This window comes from Arabiibacter massiliensis (genome assembly GCF_902386925.1).
In the GTDB taxonomy this organism is placed as follows: Bacteria; Actinomycetota; Coriobacteriia; order Coriobacteriales; family Eggerthellaceae; genus Arabiibacter; species Arabiibacter massiliensis.
On sequence record NZ_LR698996.1, the window covers coordinates 2,512,676 to 2,528,186 of the forward strand.

Below are 15,511 nucleotides of genomic sequence, written 5' to 3' on the forward strand. Positions count from 1 at the left end.
ACGAGTTTCCCCCAGCTAACACCTCGCACAGACGCAAATTCCGTGCAACCCGAGAAATTGGGGGCTTCATTCTCGCTGGACGACAAACACGGCGCGCCAACTCGGTTCTTCGACGAAACGAGGTGCTCGAGTCACAGTTTTGTCCGCTCTGAAGCGATTTCAGGCGGTTGGGGTGATTTCCAGCCGCTATCAAGCGAAGGGTGAAGGCGTTTTCCCAGCTCGCGAGAAGCTCCCCTCGCGATGTTAGCCCGTGCGAGCTTCAGAACGGCGAAAACTGTGCATCGGGGCAGCCGATTCCGCGATGTCGTGCTTGCAGCGCCGCTAATCTTTCCCGACGATGGCGTTCATGATGCCGGATACGATGCTGATCACGATGCTCGCCACGAAGGCGCTGCCGAAGGTGGCGATGTCGATGCCCACCTGGAAGATGCCGTTGGCCAGCCACGCGGCCACGTACAGCATGAACGTGTTCACCACCAGGTAGAAGATGCCCAGCGTGATGAACGTGATGGGCAGGCTGAGCACCTGCATGATGGGCTTGATGCTGATGTTGATGAGCGACAGGATGAGCCCGAAGATGGCGATGGCCGCCCAGGCCTCGGTGCCGCCCACCACCTCGATGCCCGGCACCAGCCACACGGCCACGCCCACGGCGATGGCGGTCACAAGCCAGCGGATGATGAAGTTCATGGGGCGTCCTTTCGCGCGATTTCTCTCGGAAGCACTATACCGCGCGACAAAGCGCGCGGCGTGCAAAAGTCATGAAGCCGTTACCGCTGGCGCGCCGGCAAATGCAAGCGGCGAATCGTGCATAACGTGCATTTTCTGCCGCGCGTTATGCACGATTCCGGGGAAAGGGAGGGGGATGCCAGCCGTCCCTCCCTCTCCCGGGCCGGCGCCGCTAGAACACCGAGATCGTCCCGGTGGCCATGAGCGCGATCGACGCCACCATCACCACCACGATCACCGCGGCTATCACCTTGTCGGCCAGCTGCGGCAGCACCTTCTCGCCGCGCTCGCGCTGGCCCATCGCGTACACGATGATGCCGGGAGCGAACAGGATGGTGGTTATCATGATGCCCACGAGCCCCGCCGCCCACACGAGGAACACCGTGTACACGAAGCCCACCGTGCCCAGCACGCGCGCTTTCTTCACCTGCTCGGGCGCCAGATGCTGCCGCTTCCAGGCGATCTTCATGTAGTAGGCGGCCGAGCACACGTAGGGGATGAGGATGGTGGACACGGCGCATGCGTAGAAGAACTGGTACGTGGACTCGGAGAACACCGACACCACCAGGAACAGCTGCGTGATGCCGGCCGAGATGAGCACGGTCACGATGGGCGCGCCGTTCTTGTTCGTGCGCGCAAACGACTTGGGGAACACGCCTTGGCGCGCGGCCTCGAACGGCGTCTCGGCGGCGATGATCACGTAGCCCAGCATCGCGCCCAGAAGCGACAGCACCACGCCCAGGTTCACGATGCCCGCGCCTACGGGCCCGATGGCGTGCTCCAGGATGCCGGCCATGGACGGCGTGGCCAGCTGCGCCATCTCGGCGCGCGGCATGACGCCCATGCTCTCCAGCGAGATGATCAGGTACAGCACGAACACCGACACGAATCCGATGACGGTGGCGCGGCCCACGTCGCGGGCGTACTTCGCGCGGCCGGAGATGACCACGGCGCCCTCGATGCCGGTGAACACCCACACGAGCGCGATCATGGTGGAGATGATCTGCGTGCCCAAGTCGGGGCCGCCGGGCTCGCCCCAGAAGTTCTCCATGAAGATGGCCGGGTCGAACTTGCCCAGAAGCGCGATGGACAGCACGAACAGCGCGAGCGGCACCAGCTTGGCGATGGTCACCACCACGTTGATGCCTGCCGCCTCCTTCACGCCGCGCGACACCAGGTATACCAGCAGCCACAGGAACGCCGACGCGCAGATGCACGACAGCAGGTTGTTGCCGCTCTCGAACGGATGGAAGAAGTATCCCAGCGCCGAGAACAGCAGGATGGCGAACGACACGTTGGACAGGCACGCGGATATCCAGTACCCCCACGCGGAGTTGAACCCGACGAAGTCGCCGAAGCCGGCCGCCGCGTAGGCGTAGATGCCGCCGGTGAGGTCGGGCCGCGCCTGCGACAGCCCGTTGAAGCACATCATGAGCGCGAACACGCCCACGAAGCAGATGGCCCAGCTGATGAGCACGGCGCCGGTGTTGGCACCGCCGGCGGCCATGTCGCCGGCCAGCGCGAAGATGCCGCCGCAGATGCTGGCGGTGATCACCATCATGGTGAGCCGGAACAGGCCCAGGCCGTTCGGGTCGATGATGAGGCCCTTGTCGTCGGACGTGGTTGAGACAGCACGAGACATAGCCCCTCCTTTCGAGGGTGCGAACAAGGAATATGGCAGCGGTGGAATAGGGGAGGAGGGGGAAGCGGGGCCCTGCGCCCGATCGACGCAGGGCCCTCGTCAGGTTAGAAGCGCAGCGACAGGCAGCTCAGGCCGCCGTCGAGCTTGCGGTACTCGGACGTGTCCACCGTGAGCGTCTTGTAGCCGGCGTCCTGCACGGCTTTCAGCACCGTGGGGTAGCCCTCGGGCACGATGACGGTGCCGTTCACCCAGATGCAGTTGGCGGCGTAGGCCTCGTCCTCGGGAATCTCGATGCGGTTGTACTGCTCGAAGTCGGGCTTCGTCACGAACTCGCCGGACACCAGCATGTTGCCGTCCTCCAGGTAGTTCACGCCGGTCTTCAGGTGCAGCACGAACTCCAGCGGCACCTCGGAGCCCTCGAGGCCCCAGCCTTCCAGGATCTCGAAGAACTGGCGGATGCCCTCCTCGTTCGTGCGCGCGGAGCGGCCCACGTAGAAGTGGTCGCCCACCATCATCACGTCGCCGCCGTCGAGCGTGCCGGGATTCTGGATGTGCTTGACGTGCTCGTCGTCGAAGAACTTGCGCACGGCGGGCTCGATCTCGTCCTTCTCGCCGTTGCGGCTGTCGGCGCCCGGGTTCGTGATGATGGCGCCGCAGCGCGTGATGACGGCCGGGTCCTCCACGAAGCAGGAGTCGGGGAATTCCTCGAGCGCGGGCAGGACGGTGACCTCGACGCCGCACTGCTTGAGGGCGGCGATGTAGTCGTCGTGCTGCTTGCAGGCCAGCTCGTAGTCGGGCTTGCCCAGCTCAGGGGCCGAGGTGATACCCTCCACCATGGACTTGGCGGGGCGGCGGACGATGACGTTGGAGAACTTGGTCATGGTGCGGATCCTTTCTGACAGGGTGTTCGTTGTCGGTGCTCCTTGTGCTGCACATTGTATTCTGTATATTGTATACAATCAAGGGGGTGCAGGAAGTTTTTCCAAAAACGTTGAAAACGAGGGGACGAAGGTGGGCGGGGGCGTGACAAAGGGACGGGGATAATGTCACGCGCTGTCATCGGTGACATTATCCCCGTCCCTTTGTCACGCCCCCGCCTTCGTCATGGTATATTGGTATACATGAAGCAACGCGTATTCCAGCGTGACGGGTGGTGTCCATGGCAAACGAGTTCCGGTCCCTCAAGGACCACGTGTACGACTACATCGCCGACCTCATCGACGGGGGCAGCCTGGCCGATGACCACAAGATAAGCGAGCAGCAGATCTGCGACGCGCTGGGCGTGAGCCGCACGCCGGTGCGCGAGGCGCTCATCCAGCTGGCCGCCGACGGCTATTTGGAGAACGTGCCGCGCAAGGGCTTCTACGTGAAGCGCGTCACAGAGGACAGCGCGCGCGAGATCGTGGAGATCATCGGGCCCCTCGACGGCCGCGCGGCCCTGCTGGCCGTGGACGCGATGACCGACGACGACATCGCCCAGCTGCAGTTTCTGCACGGCAGCATGCAGCTGGCCGTCGACAAGGGCCTCTACAAGAAGTACGACGACCTTCAGCGCGACTTCCACGATTGCTACGTGGTCAAATGCGGGAACTCCCGCCTGATCGGGTTCATCCATCAGCTCAACCGCTACTTCATGAAGCGCGAGTACGCCAACGTGGACGAAGCCGAGCTCGGCGCGCTTCTTCGCAAGGCCAACGACGAGCACGAGGAGATCGTGCGGCTGTTCGAGCAGCGCGACGGCGAGGCCCTGCAGCGCTACATCCGCGACGTGCATTGGAGCATCGACAATGCGAAATTCCTCGTCTGGTAGCGCGCGCGGCGAGAAGGGCGCGCGCCCGGCCACCTTGCCCGGCTGCCCGCACGCCCGCGAATGCGGGGCGTGCCAGCATGTGAACGAGCCCTACGCCGAGCAGCTCGCGCGCAAGGATGCGCGGGTGGCAGAGCTGCTCGCCCCCGTGGCGCCGCCCGAGGCGCTGCGTCCCATCCTGGGGATGGACGAGCCCTTCCACTACCGCAACAAGGTGGTGTCGCCCTACGCGCCGGGCCGGAAGCTGCCGGGGGGCGCGCCGCGCAACAGCAAGCGCTCGGGCCGCGAGGCGCGCCCGCACGCCGCCCGCCGCGAGATCCTCTGCGGCATGTACGCCGCCGGCACGCACCGCATCGTGTCCACCGACGGCTGCCTGGTGGAGAACGAGCAGGCCAAGCGCATCATCCGTGCCGTCCGCGACCTCATGCCGCGCTTCGGCATGGAGCCCTACAACGAAGACGTGGGCACCGGATTTCTGCGCCACGCCGTGGTGCGCGTCGGCCACCAAAGCGGCGAGATCCTCGTCACCCTCGTCACGAACGGCCGCGCGTTCCCCGCATCGCGCGCGTTCTGCCGCGAGCTGGTCAAGCGCTGTCCGGCCATCACCTCCATCGTGCAGAACGTGAACGAGCGCCAGACCAACGTCATCCTCGGCCAGCACGAGCAGCGGCTCTACGGCCCCGGCTTCATCCTGGACACGCTGTGCGGTCTGAGCTTCCGCATCTCTTCTCAGTCGTTCTACCAGGTGAACGCCGTGCAGACCGAGGTGCTCTACGAAACCGCTATCGAGCTGGCGGGCTTCACGGGAAAAGAGCGCGCCATCGACGCCTACTGCGGCACGGGCACCATCGGCCTCGTGGCCGCCAAGCGCGGCGCCGCGCAGGTCACCGGCGTGGACACGACGGCTTCGGCCATCCGCGACGCGCGCGAGAACGCCCGCCACAACGGCGTGGAAAACGCCCGCTTCGTCGTGGGCGACGCGGGTGAGTTCATGCGCGAGGCCGCCGCGACCGGCGAGCGCATAGACGTGCTGCTGATGGACCCGCCGCGCGCCGGCGCGAGCGAGGAGTTCCTCGAGGCCGCGGCCGTCCTCGCGCCCAGGCGCATCGTCTACATCTCGTGCAATCCGGAAACCCAGGTGCGCGATCTCGCCCGCCTGCGCGAGCGCGGCTACGCCGTGCGCGCCGTGCAGCCGGTGGACATGTTCCCGCACACCGACCACATCGAGACGATCGCGCTCGCGGAGCGCGTGGAGGGGCCCGCGTCGGCGGGCGAGTCGAAGGGGCAGGAGGGGCCGCATGGACAAGATTGACGCAGCGTCCCAGGCAACGCCGTACGGCGCGCGACGTAACGAGAACCGCGAGCCGGCCGAGCCGCATTTGCGCCGCAACGCGCCCGGCCCAGCCGAGGAGGCCGGAGGAGAGGGAGGCGACCTGCGCTCGTTCGTGTTCGACACCGTGCTCGAGGGCATGCGCACCAGCATCTACGTCACCGATCCGGAAACCGATGAGATCCTCTACATGAACGGCTTCATGAAGCACGACTTCGGCGTGGAGGACCCCGAGGGCAAGGTGTGCTGGCAGGTGCTGCAGCGCGGCATGACCGCGCGCTGCGAGTTCTGCCCGGTGGACGACCTGCTGCGCAGCGAGGACGACGCGCCCCTGGTGGAATGGGACGAGGAAAGCCCGGTCACGGGCCGCACTTACCGCAACTACGACAGCCTGGTCAGGTGGATAGACGGCTCGCTCGTGCACCTCCAGCAGTCGGTGGACGTGACCGAGCTCGTGTCGGCAAACACCGACGAGCTCACCGGCGTGCTGTCCCGCCGCGCCGGCAAGGAGCATCTGAGCGCCTCCCTCGCGCGCGGCGCGGCCGAGGGCGAGGCGGTGTCCATCGCGCTCTACGACATCAACCAGCTCAAAGAGGTGAACGACCGCTACGGCCACGCCGAGGGCGACCGCCTCATCCGCTCGGCGGCAAGCGCCGTGCGCCGCGAGTTCGGCCCGAACGACTACGGGTTCCGCCTGAGCGGCGACGAGTTCGTGTGCGTGTTTTTGGGCGAGGCCTCTCTCGCGCGCGAGAAGATGGAGCGCGCCCAGCTCGCGCTCGCCGCGCAGCCGACCGACGTCGACCCTCCGTACGAGATGGGCTTCTGCTTCGGCATCGCCGAGTCCTATCCGGAGTCGCCGCTCGAGATGTACGAGATGCTCGCGCTCGCCGACCAGCGCATGTACGTGGAGAAGCGGAGCTTCCACATCGACGCCAGCATCGACGCGCTCAGGGTGGCCGAGGAGGCGGGCAGCGTTCCGGCCGGCAGCGCGGCCGCGTTCAGCTACGACACCGCCCATCTCTACGACGCGCTCGTGGAGAGCACCGACGACTACCTGTACGTGTGCAACATGAAGACGGGGGTGTTCCATTACCCGAAGGCCATGGTGGAGGAGTTCGGCCTGCCCTCCGAGGTGGTGGAGAACGCGGTCGCCGTGTGGGGCTCGAAGGTGCACGAGGACGACCGCCAGGCGTTCCTCGAGTCGAATCAGGAGATCGTCGACGGGCGCACCACCCGCCACTGGGTGGAGTACCGCGCGCGCAACCGCAAGGGCGAGTGGGTGCGCCTGCGCTGCCGCGGCCGCCTCATCCTCGACGCGCGGGGCAAGCCCTCGCTGTTCGCCGGGTTCATCGCCAACCTGGGCAAGAAGAGCAAGGTGGACCCGCTCACGGGCCTGTTCAACAAGTTCGAGTTCGAGGACGTCGTCCGCCGCCGCATGGAGATCACGCCGGACGAGGGCCTGAGCCTCATGGTCATCGGCATCGACGATCTGCGCCACATCAACGACCGCTACGACCGCGCGTTCGGCGACGAGGTCATCCGGTTCGTGGCGCAGCGCATCCAGAGCGCGGTCCCGGAGCGCGCGCGCGTGTTCAGGCTCGACGGCGACGAGTTCGCCGTCGCCATCAACGATGAGCTTGACGTTCTGCGCAGCGCCTACGCGGTGCTCAGCGTGTCGTTCGACCACCAGCACGAGCACGAGGGGAAGAAGTTCTACTGCACGCTCTCGGGCGGTTGCGCGCGCTATCCCTCCGATGCGGGCTCGTACGAGGAGCTGGTCAAGTACGCCGACTACGCGCTGGAGTTCGCGAAGGGGCACGGCAAGAAGCGCTGCGTGAGCTTCTCGGCCGCCATCCTGGCCGGGCGCACGCGCGAGCTGGAGCTCATGGAGCTTCTGCGCGACAGCGTCGAGAACGGCTTCGAGGGCTTCAGCCTGCGCTACCAGCCCCAGGTGGAGGCGTCCACGGGGCGCGTGAAGGGGGCCGAGGCGCTCGCGCGGTGGCGCTGCGAGCGGTTCGGCGACCTGTCGCCTTTGGAGTTCATCCCGCTGCTCGAGGAGAGCGGGCTCATCGTGCCGGTGGGCGCCTGGGTGCTGCGCGAGGCGGCGGCCACGTGCGCGCGGTGGCGCGTGCTCGACCCGACGTTCTCCATGAGCGTGAACCTGTCGTACCGCCAACTCGACGAGGACGGGCTCGTGCCGTTCATCATGGACGTGCTCGAAGAGGAGGGCCTGCCGCCGGGAAGCCTCGTGGTGGAGATGACCGAGAGCCGCTTCGCCGAGGACGACGACCGGGCGCGTGAACTGTTCTGTCAGATCAGGAAGCTGGGCGTGCGCGTGGCCATGGACGACTTCGGCACGGGGTACTCCTCGCTCGGCGCGCTGAAGTCCTCGCCGGCCGACATCGTGAAGATCGACCGCGCGTTCATCCGCGACATCCGCACCAGCACGTTCGACGCCACGTTCATCCGCTTCGTCGTGGAGCTGTGCCACGACGTGGGCATCAGCGTGTGCCTGGAGGGCGTGGAGACCGACGAGGAGTACGGCGCGGTGAACACCATGGGACTCGACTACATCCAAGGCTTCCTGTTCGGCCGCCCCCTTTTGCCGGAGGAGTTCGAGGAGCGCTTCTTGGGGAAGGAGGGCGACCGTGGCTGAGGATGCGACGCTCGTCGAGCGCGCGGCGGCCGCTATCGCCGCGCGCGGCTTGGCCGACTCAGACACGCCGGCGCTGCTCATGGTGTCGGGCGGCTCGGACTCCACTGCGCTCGCTTATGCGGCTTGCGAGCTGCGCGAACGCGGGCTTTTGGGGGAGCTTGCGGTGCTGCATGTGAACCATCGGCTGCGGGGCGAGGACGCCGACGCCGACGAGCGCTTCGTGGCGCAGCTGGCCGAGCTGCTGGGCCTGCCGCTGTTCTCGTGCTCCGTCGATGTGGCCGCCCTGGCCGAGCGCTCGGGCGAGAACGTGGAGGCCGTCGCCCGCCGCGAGCGCTACCTGGCCGCGAACGAGGCGCTCGAGAGCCTGTGCCTGCATGCCGCCGCGCCGCTCGCGGACGGGCGCATCCTCACGGCGCACACGGCCGACGACCGCGTGGAGAGCTTCTACATGCGCTCCATCGTGGGCACGGGGCCGGGGGGCTTCCGCGCCATGCGCTACCGCAACGGGCCGGTGGTGCGCCCGCTTCTGGACGCGAGCCGCGAGGAGCTGCGGGATTACGTGGTCGCGCGCGAGCGCGCCGGGCTGCCGACGGCCTGCGACGAGCAGGGCGCGCTCTGGCGCGAGGACGCCACGAACGCGCACACCGACCGCTTCCGCGCCTACGTGCGCCACGAGATCGTGCCGCGCGCGAAGGAGCGCAACCCTCAGCTGCTCGACGTGCTCGTGCGCACGATGAACCTGATCGCCGACGAGGACGACCTGCTGGACGGCATGGCCGAGGAGCTTGCGGGCCGCCATGCGCGCGCGCTCGACGATGGCTGGCTGCTCGCGCCCGAGCTGGGCGGCGAGCCCGCGCCCCTCGCGCGCCGCGTGGTGGTGCGCGTGCTGCAGGGGATGCTCGGGCCCGACGCGCGCGTGGAGACGGCCGCAGTGGAGGCCGTGCTGGCCGCGTTCGACGACGGTGGCCGCCCCATCGGCGGCTACGTCGCCAACATCCAAGGCGACCTGGCCGTCAGCGCCAACAAGCGCGGCGTCCGCCTCGAGCCCATGGCAACCTACCGCGCCCGCCGCAAAATGGCATAATTGGGGACAGTCCCCTTTTATGCCAAAATGTCCCAATCGGTGCCTGTCCCCAATTGAGACACTCGTCTGCTACAATGCTCGGCATGGAAAACGAACAGAACACCCCATCCCAGGAAGCGCCCGCCCTCGACGTCATCCTGGCCAGCGGCTCGCCGCGCCGCAAGCAGCTGCTGGAGGACGCGGGCATCGCCTTCACCGTGCGCGTGTCCGACGTGGACGAGTCGCTCGAGCCCGACCTGCTGGCGAATCCGCACGAAGCCGCCAAGAAGCTGGCCGAGCGCAAGGCCGGCGCCGTCGTGCAGGAGGTGCTCGCCGAGGACTACTGCGGCATGGCCGCCATCCTCGGCGCCGACACGATGGTGGTCTGCGAAGGCGAGATCTTCGGCAAGCCCGTCAGCCTCTCCGATGCCAAGCGCATGCTGCGCCGCCTGTCGGGCCGCACGCACGAGGTGCTCACGGCCGTGTCCGTGTGGATGGTGGCCGCGCCCGCGCCCGAGGACATCTCGCTCGGCTTCCGCACCTTCGTCGACAGCTCGTTCGTGACGTTCCGCGACCTCATGGACGAGGAGATAGCCGACTACCTGCGCAAAGGCGAGTCGTTCGACAAAGCGGGCGCCTACGCCGTCCAAGGCGCGGCGGCCGACTTCGTCGAGCGCGTCGAAGGCGACCTCGACACGGTCATCGGCTTGCCCGTGGAGCGCCTGCTGCGCGAGTTCCCCGACGTGCTCGCCTCAACGCGCTAGCCGCCGATACGTCTCCGACGGCATCGAAACGTTCCGGCGACGGGGGCGATCCGAAACCTATCGGCCCAGTTCCCGTGGCGAAATGTAAAAATCGTGGCATGTGGGGCGGCGTTACCGTCTTGTCGCCTTTTCCCGAAGGCGCAATGGTACACTTACCGGACTCAAGGTAAGCGTGACGCCTTCGCTCACTGATCGCACGCGGTCGGGCAGCGCGGACGGCGCGGAAACGACGAAGAGGCCTGGACCGTGCACAACGACATTGCGGAGATACTGTTCACCGAAGAGGACATCGCCCGGCGCGTCGGCGAGATCGGCGCTGCGATCACGCGCGATTACGCTGATCACGCGGACGAGGGCATCGTGCTCATCTCGGTGCTGCGCGGCGCGGCCATCTTCATGGCGGACCTCGCGCGGCAGATCGACCTGCCGGTTGAGATGGACTACATGGCCATCTCGTCGTACGGCAACGGCGCGAAGAGCTCCGGCGTCGTGCGCATCCTCAAGGATCTCTCGTCGGAGATCGAGGGCCGTCACGTCGTCGTGGCCGAGGACATCCTCGACTCCGGCCTTACCCTGAAGTACCTGCTGAAAAACCTGGCCTCGCGCCACCCGGCCTCCCTCGAGGTGGCCACGCTGCTGCGCAAGCAGACGCGGGCCCAGGCGAAGATCGATTGCAAATACATCGGTTTCGAGTGCCCCGACGAGTTCATCGTGGGCTACGGGCTGGACTTCGCGGAGCGGTACCGCAACCTGCCCTACATCGGCGTCTTGAAGCCGGAGATCTACTAGCACAGCGGCCTGGCGCGCGACGCGCTTGTCCGGCGGGGCCGCTCGAAGGCGAAGGCGGCGGCCGGTCGCGCGCGACGCGGTTTCGGCAGCCCGCCGACGCCGCAAGGCCGTATGGAAAAGGAAGTAAGGCTCAATGGCACAGCAAAATAAACAACAGTCGCAATTCCAGCAGCCGAATCCACGGACGACCATCATCTCGGTCATCCTGTTCATGATCATCGCCTTCTTCGTGGGCCAGCAGTTCATGAACATGTCGTCGGCCGGCGCCACGCAGACCGACCGCCTCATCACGTCCGAGTTCGTGCAGGCCGTGGAGCAGGACCGCGTGACGAAGGTGGTGTACAACGCGGGCGATTACGCGGTGTCCGGCTCGTACTATCCGGCCATCACCGCCGGCTCCACCGCCACCGACGCGTTCAACGAGGCTTTCAACGCGCTCAACGCGCGCATGGCCACCATCAAGAACCCCGACACCGGCAAGGCGCTGCCCGGCGTGAGCACGGCCGAGGTCGACGCGGCCACGCTGGGCACGGAGCACAACTACACGTCCACCTACTACGGCGGGTCGCTTGGCGACCTCATGGCCGCGCACCCCAACATCCCCTACGAGGTGCAGCTGCCCAGCCCCTTCCTCGAGATCCTCGGCACGCTTCTGCCCATCCTGGTGATCGGCGGCATCCTGCTGTTCTTCTTCAACTCCATGCAGAAGGCGAACAACTCGCAGATGAGCTTCGGCAAGGCCAAGACGAAGAAGTCCACCGAGGAGCGCCCGGACGTGAAGTTCTCCGACGTGGCCGGCGTGGACGAGGCCGTGGAGGAGATGCAGGAGATCAAGGACTTCCTGGCGAATCCGGCGAAGTACCAGTCCATGGGCGCGAAGATCCCGCGCGGCTGCCTGCTTGTGGGCCCTCCGGGCACCGGTAAGACGCTGCTGGCGCGCGCGGTGGCCGGCGAGGCGGGCGTGCCGTTCTTCAGCATCTCGGGCTCCGACTTCGTGGAGATGTTCGTGGGCGTGGGCGCGAGCCGCGTGCGCGACCTGTTCCAGCAGGCCAAAGAGGCGTCGCCGTCCATCATCTTCATCGACGAGATCGACGCGGTGGGCCGTCAGCGCGGCACCGGCCTCGGCGGCGGGCACGACGAGCGCGAGCAGACGCTGAACCAGCTGCTGGTGGAGATGGACGGCTTCGAGGCTAACGACTCCGTGGTGCTCATCGCCGCCACGAACCGCGCCGACGTGCTGGACCCGGCCCTGCTGCGTCCCGGCCGCTTCGACCGCCAGATCGTGGTGGACGCGCCTGACGTGAAGGGCCGCGAGAAGATCCTGCAGGTGCACTCCAAGGACAAGCCGCTGGGCAGCGACGTCGACCTGTCGAAGGTGGCCAAGCTCACACCCGGCTTCACGGGTGCCGACCTGGCGAACCTCATGAACGAGTCGGCCCTGCTCACCGCGCGGCGCGGCAAGAAGATCATCACGCAGCAAGAGGTGAGCGAGTCGATGGAGCGCGTTATCGCCGGCCCGGAGCGCAAGGGCCGTGTGCTCGACGAGCAGACCAAGCACACCATCGCCTACCACGAGAGCGGCCACGCCCTGGTGGGGCACCTGCTGCCGCACGCCGACCCGGTGCACAAGATCTCGATCATCTCGCGCGGCCGGGCGCTGGGCTACACGCTGTCCATCCCCAAGGAGGACAAGGTGCTGAACTCGCTCGGCGAGATGCGCGACGAGCTGGCCGTGTTCATGGGCGGCCGCGTGGCTGAGGAGATTTTCTGCGACGACATCACCACGGGTGCTTCGAACGACCTGGAGCGCGCCACGAAGATGGCCCGCGCCATCGTCACACAGTACGGCATGAGCGCCGAGCTGGGCACGCAGGTGTTCGGCCAGCCCAACCACGAGGTGTTCCTGGGCCGCGACTACGGCAACACGCAGGACTACTCCGAGGAGACGGCCAAGCGCATCGACGACGAGGTGGCGCGCATCATGAAGGACGCGCACGACCGCGCCCACGAGATCCTGGTCAACCACCGCGAGCAGATGGACCTCATGGCCAGCGTTCTGTTGGAGCGCGAGACCGTGGAAGGCGAGGCCTGCCTGGCGCTTTTGGATAACGAATGGGATGAGTACCTCAAGCACGAGGACGAGATCATCGCCCGCAAGGAGGCCGAGGAGCAGGCCGCCCGCGAGCGCGACGCCCAGCTGGCCGATCCCAACTGGAAGGAAGAGCCCGTCGAGCCCGGCGACCAGGACCCCAACCCGCCCTACCGCGAGCCCGCCGAAGGCGAAGGAAGCGACGCGGCTGACGCCGCTGCGAAGGACGACAAGCAGAATGTCATCCTGAGCGAGCAGGGCGACCAACCTGTCATCCTGAGCGGAGCGCCGCAAGGCGCGGAGTCGAAGGATCCCGAGCGGCGCCAGCCGGAAGACGCCCAGCCGCACGACGACCCGAAAGACGACGGCCCCGCCCGATGACCTGGCACTGCGCAACCTATGAATTCGACACGAGGATGCCCATCATCATGGGCATCCTCAACGTCACCCCCGACTCCTTCTCCGACGGCGGCCAGCACGACGGCCTTGAAGCGGCGCTCGCCCACGCCGAGCGCATGGTGGAGGAGGGTGCCCGCATCATCGATGTGGGCGGCGAGTCCACGCGCCCCGGCGCCGCGCCCGTGAGCGTGGACGAGGAGCTTTCCCGCGTGCTGCCCGTGGTGCGCGCGCTGGCCGAGCGCGGCGTGTGCGTGAGCATCGACACGCGACATGCCCCGGTGGCGCGCGCGTGCCTTGAGGCCGGCGCGGCCATCGTGAACGACGTGTCCGGATTCCGCGATCCCGCCATGGTGGAGGCCGTGCGCGAGGGCGACTGCGGCCTGGTGGTCATGCACATGCAGGGCGAGCCCTCCACCATGCAGGACGCGCCCGCCTACGACGATGTGGTGGCCGAGGTACGCGACTGGCTGCGCGACCAGGCCGCTTCGCTTGAGGCCGCGGGCATCGCGCGCGAGCGCATCTGCATCGACCCCGGTCCCGGCTTCGGCAAGACGCCGTCGCAGACGCTCGAGCTCGTGCGCAACTTCCAGGAATTCGCGCGCCTGGGCTATCCCGTGATGGTGGCGGTGTCGCGCAAGAGCTATATCGGCTGGGCGTACGGCATCGACGATCCGGCCGCGCGCGACGAGGCGTCCGCCACTGAGGCGCTCATGGCCTGCGAGCTGGGCGCGAGCGTGGTGCGCACGCACAACGTGGCCGCCACGGCGAAGGCGCTCGCCAACCTGCGGCCCTACGTGTTCCTCGGCCTGGGCTGCAACGTGCCGCTCGTGGCCGAGCCGGGCGAGGAGCGCGAGGGCAAGCTGGCCATGCTCAACCAGGCCATCACCGAGCTGTGCGCGCTGCCCGACTCGCAGATCGTCGACATCTCCAGCTTCTACGAGAGCGAGCCGGCCTACTACCTCGACCAGGATGCGTTCGTGAACGCCGTCGTGCTGCTGCGCACCGGCATCGCGCCCAAGGAGCTTTTGGGCTACCTGCACGCCATCGAGAACAGCCTCGGCCGCGTGCGCACCGTGGAGAACGGCCCGCGCACCTGCGATCTGGACATCCTCGACTACCAGCTGTACGTGGCCGAGTCCGACGTGCTCACGCTGCCGCATCCGCGCCTACTTGAACGCGACTTCGTGGTGAAGCCCCTGATGGAATTGCGGCCGGGCCATGTGCTGGCCGACGGGGTTGCCGTGAGCGCCGACGCCGTGAGCGTGGGGAAGGCCGTCCGGCTGTGAGCCTCGCGTTCCGCGTGCGCCTTCTCGACGAGGTGGCTTCGACGAACGACGAGGTCAAGCGCGCGCTCGAAGCAGGCGAGCCCGAAGGTCTTGTGGTGCGCGCCCGTCGGCAGGCAGCAGGCTACGGCCGGCAGGGCCGCACCTGGACGAGCCCCGAAGGCGGCCTGTACTGTTCGCTCTTGCTGCGCCCGCAGGCGCCGCCCTCTCAGCTGCCCACGCTGAGCCTGGTCGTGGGCTTGGCCGTGCGCCGCGCGCTGGCCGGCCTCGCGCCCGAGGTTGCCCCCCGCATCCAAGTAAAATGGCCCAACGACGTGGTGCTTTCCGGCCCCCTCTGTCATCCCGGCCGAGCGCAGGCCCCCCTCTGTCATCCTGAGCGAGCGCAGGCCTCCCTCCGTCATCCCGGCCGAGCGCAGGCCCCCCTCTGTCATCCTGAGCGAGCGAAGCGAGTCGAAGGATCCCCCGCGGCGCCAGCCGTAAGCGCCACAGCTGACGCGGCGCTGCGCGCCTCCGCTCAGGATGACAACAGGCCGGCGAAGCTCTGCGGCATCTCGCTCGAGGGGCATGCGGGCGGGGTGTGCGTCGGCGTGGGCGTGAACGTGCGGCCGCCGGCCGAGCGCCCCGACGTGGGCGGCAAGAACCGCGCCGCCTACGTCGCCGACCTCGCCGCCGTGTCGGTCGAGGACGTGCTCGCCGCCTTCCTCGCCGCGTTCGCCCCGCTCTACGGCGAATGGACGCGCGACGGCTTCGCCCCGCTCGTCGACGAGTTCAACGCTCACGTGAGCCTGACCGGCTGCGACGTGCGGATGGTCGACCGCGACGGCACCGCCATCGCCGCCGGCACGGTCGAGCGCGTGGACGCCAGCGGCCGCCTCATCCTCCGCGACGCCGCCGGCGTCGAAACCCCCGTAGCCTCCGGAGAAGCCCACCTCGCCTAAGAATCGAGCGTCCCAGGGGCGC

12 protein-coding genes are annotated in these 15,511 nt (G+C 67.5%); 9 read left to right on the forward strand and 3 right to left on the reverse strand.

The window, feature by feature from the left end; translation table 11 throughout:
• Positions 1-321: 321 nt before the first annotated feature.
• The 3 genes from FX134_RS10660 to FX134_RS10670 form a co-directional block, all read right to left on the reverse strand.
• Positions 322-690: a phage holin family protein gene (locus FX134_RS10660; protein ID WP_080801549.1), complete on the reverse strand. Its 369-nt coding sequence runs from the start codon at positions 688-690 to the stop codon at positions 322-324.
• A 211-nt stretch (positions 691-901) separates the two neighbouring features.
• Positions 902-2,371, reverse strand: a complete 1,470-nt coding sequence (locus FX134_RS10665; RefSeq protein WP_080801552.1) for a basic amino acid/polyamine antiporter — start codon at positions 2,369-2,371, stop codon at positions 902-904.
• Positions 2,372-2,475: 104 nt separating this feature from the next.
• Positions 2,476-3,252 (reverse strand): dimethylarginine dimethylaminohydrolase family protein, encoded by a 777-nt coding sequence (locus tag FX134_RS10670; protein ID WP_080801555.1) that lies wholly within the window; start codon positions 3,250-3,252, stop codon positions 2,476-2,478.
• A gap of 278 nt (positions 3,253-3,530) precedes the next feature.
• On the opposite strand from FX134_RS10670, the gene FX134_RS10675 reads away from it, so the two are divergent.
• The 9 genes from FX134_RS10675 (at position 3,531) to FX134_RS10715 (ending at position 15,489) form a co-directional block, all read left to right on the forward strand.
• Positions 3,531-4,181 carry a GntR family transcriptional regulator gene (locus tag FX134_RS10675; RefSeq protein ID WP_080804004.1) on the forward strand — a complete coding sequence of 217 codons (651 nt, stop codon included), beginning with the start codon at positions 3,531-3,533 and terminating at the stop codon, positions 4,179-4,181.
• Positions 4,159-5,490: a 23S rRNA (uracil(1939)-C(5))-methyltransferase RlmD gene (gene rlmD / locus FX134_RS10680; RefSeq protein ID WP_080801559.1), complete on the forward strand. Its 1,332-nt coding sequence runs from the start codon at positions 4,159-4,161 to the stop codon at positions 5,488-5,490. The genes FX134_RS10675 and rlmD overlap by 23 nt, the downstream gene beginning before the upstream one ends.
• Entirely contained in the window at positions 5,477-8,164 is a 2,688-nt protein-coding gene (locus tag FX134_RS10685; RefSeq protein WP_080801565.1) for a bifunctional diguanylate cyclase/phosphodiesterase, read from the forward strand. The genes rlmD and FX134_RS10685 overlap by 14 nt, the downstream gene beginning before the upstream one ends.
• On the forward strand, positions 8,157-9,248 hold the full coding sequence (gene tilS / locus FX134_RS10690; RefSeq protein WP_080801568.1) for a tRNA lysidine(34) synthetase TilS: 1,092 nt from the start codon (positions 8,157-8,159) through the stop codon (positions 9,246-9,248). The genes FX134_RS10685 and tilS overlap by 8 nt, the downstream gene beginning before the upstream one ends.
• Before the next feature lie 83 nt (positions 9,249-9,331).
• Positions 9,332-9,991, forward strand: a complete 660-nt coding sequence (locus FX134_RS10695) for a Maf family protein (protein ID WP_080804006.1) — start codon at positions 9,332-9,334, stop codon at positions 9,989-9,991.
• 246 nt (positions 9,992-10,237) lie between these two features.
• Positions 10,238-10,780: a hypoxanthine phosphoribosyltransferase gene (gene hpt, locus FX134_RS10700; RefSeq protein WP_080801571.1), complete on the forward strand. Its 543-nt coding sequence runs from the start codon at positions 10,238-10,240 to the stop codon at positions 10,778-10,780.
• Positions 10,781-10,913: 133 nt separating this feature from the next.
• Positions 10,914-13,250, forward strand: coding sequence for an ATP-dependent zinc metalloprotease FtsH (gene ftsH / locus FX134_RS10705; protein ID WP_232050918.1), 2,337 nt, complete (start codon positions 10,914-10,916; stop codon positions 13,248-13,250).
• Complete coding sequence (folP, locus tag FX134_RS10710; RefSeq protein WP_080801574.1) at positions 13,247-14,554, forward strand: dihydropteroate synthase; 1,308 nt, start codon at positions 13,247-13,249, stop codon at positions 14,552-14,554. The genes ftsH and folP overlap by 4 nt, the downstream gene beginning before the upstream one ends.
• Entirely contained in the window at positions 14,551-15,489 is a 939-nt protein-coding gene (locus FX134_RS10715; protein ID WP_232050919.1) for a biotin--[acetyl-CoA-carboxylase] ligase, read from the forward strand. Before folP ends, FX134_RS10715 begins: the two co-directional genes overlap by 4 nt.
• Positions 15,490-15,511 lie beyond the last annotated feature (22 nt).

What these genes read in the sequence shown, in the direction of transcription:
- FX134_RS10660 (WP_080801549.1), bottom strand. Translation starts at nt 690, where the DNA reads ATGAACTTCATCATCCGCTGGCTTGTGACCGCCATCGCCGTGGGCGTG.
- FX134_RS10665 (WP_080801552.1), bottom strand. Translation starts at nt 2,371, where the DNA reads ATGTCTCGTGCTGTCTCAACCACGTCCGACGACAAGGGCCTCATCATC.
- FX134_RS10670 (WP_080801555.1), bottom strand. Translation starts at nt 3,252, where the DNA reads ATGACCAAGTTCTCCAACGTCATCGTCCGCCGCCCCGCCAAGTCCATG.
- FX134_RS10675 (WP_080804004.1), top strand. Translation starts at nt 3,531, where the DNA reads ATGGCAAACGAGTTCCGGTCCCTCAAGGACCACGTGTACGACTACATC.
- rlmD (WP_080801559.1), top strand. Translation starts at nt 4,159, where the DNA reads ATGCGAAATTCCTCGTCTGGTAGCGCGCGCGGCGAGAAGGGCGCGCGC.
- FX134_RS10685 (WP_080801565.1), top strand. Translation starts at nt 5,477, where the DNA reads ATGGACAAGATTGACGCAGCGTCCCAGGCAACGCCGTACGGCGCGCGA.
- FX134_RS10695 (WP_080804006.1), top strand. Translation starts at nt 9,332, where the DNA reads ATGGAAAACGAACAGAACACCCCATCCCAGGAAGCGCCCGCCCTCGAC.
- ftsH (WP_232050918.1), top strand. Translation starts at nt 10,914, where the DNA reads ATGGCACAGCAAAATAAACAACAGTCGCAATTCCAGCAGCCGAATCCA.
- folP (WP_080801574.1), top strand. Translation starts at nt 13,247, where the DNA reads ATGACCTGGCACTGCGCAACCTATGAATTCGACACGAGGATGCCCATC.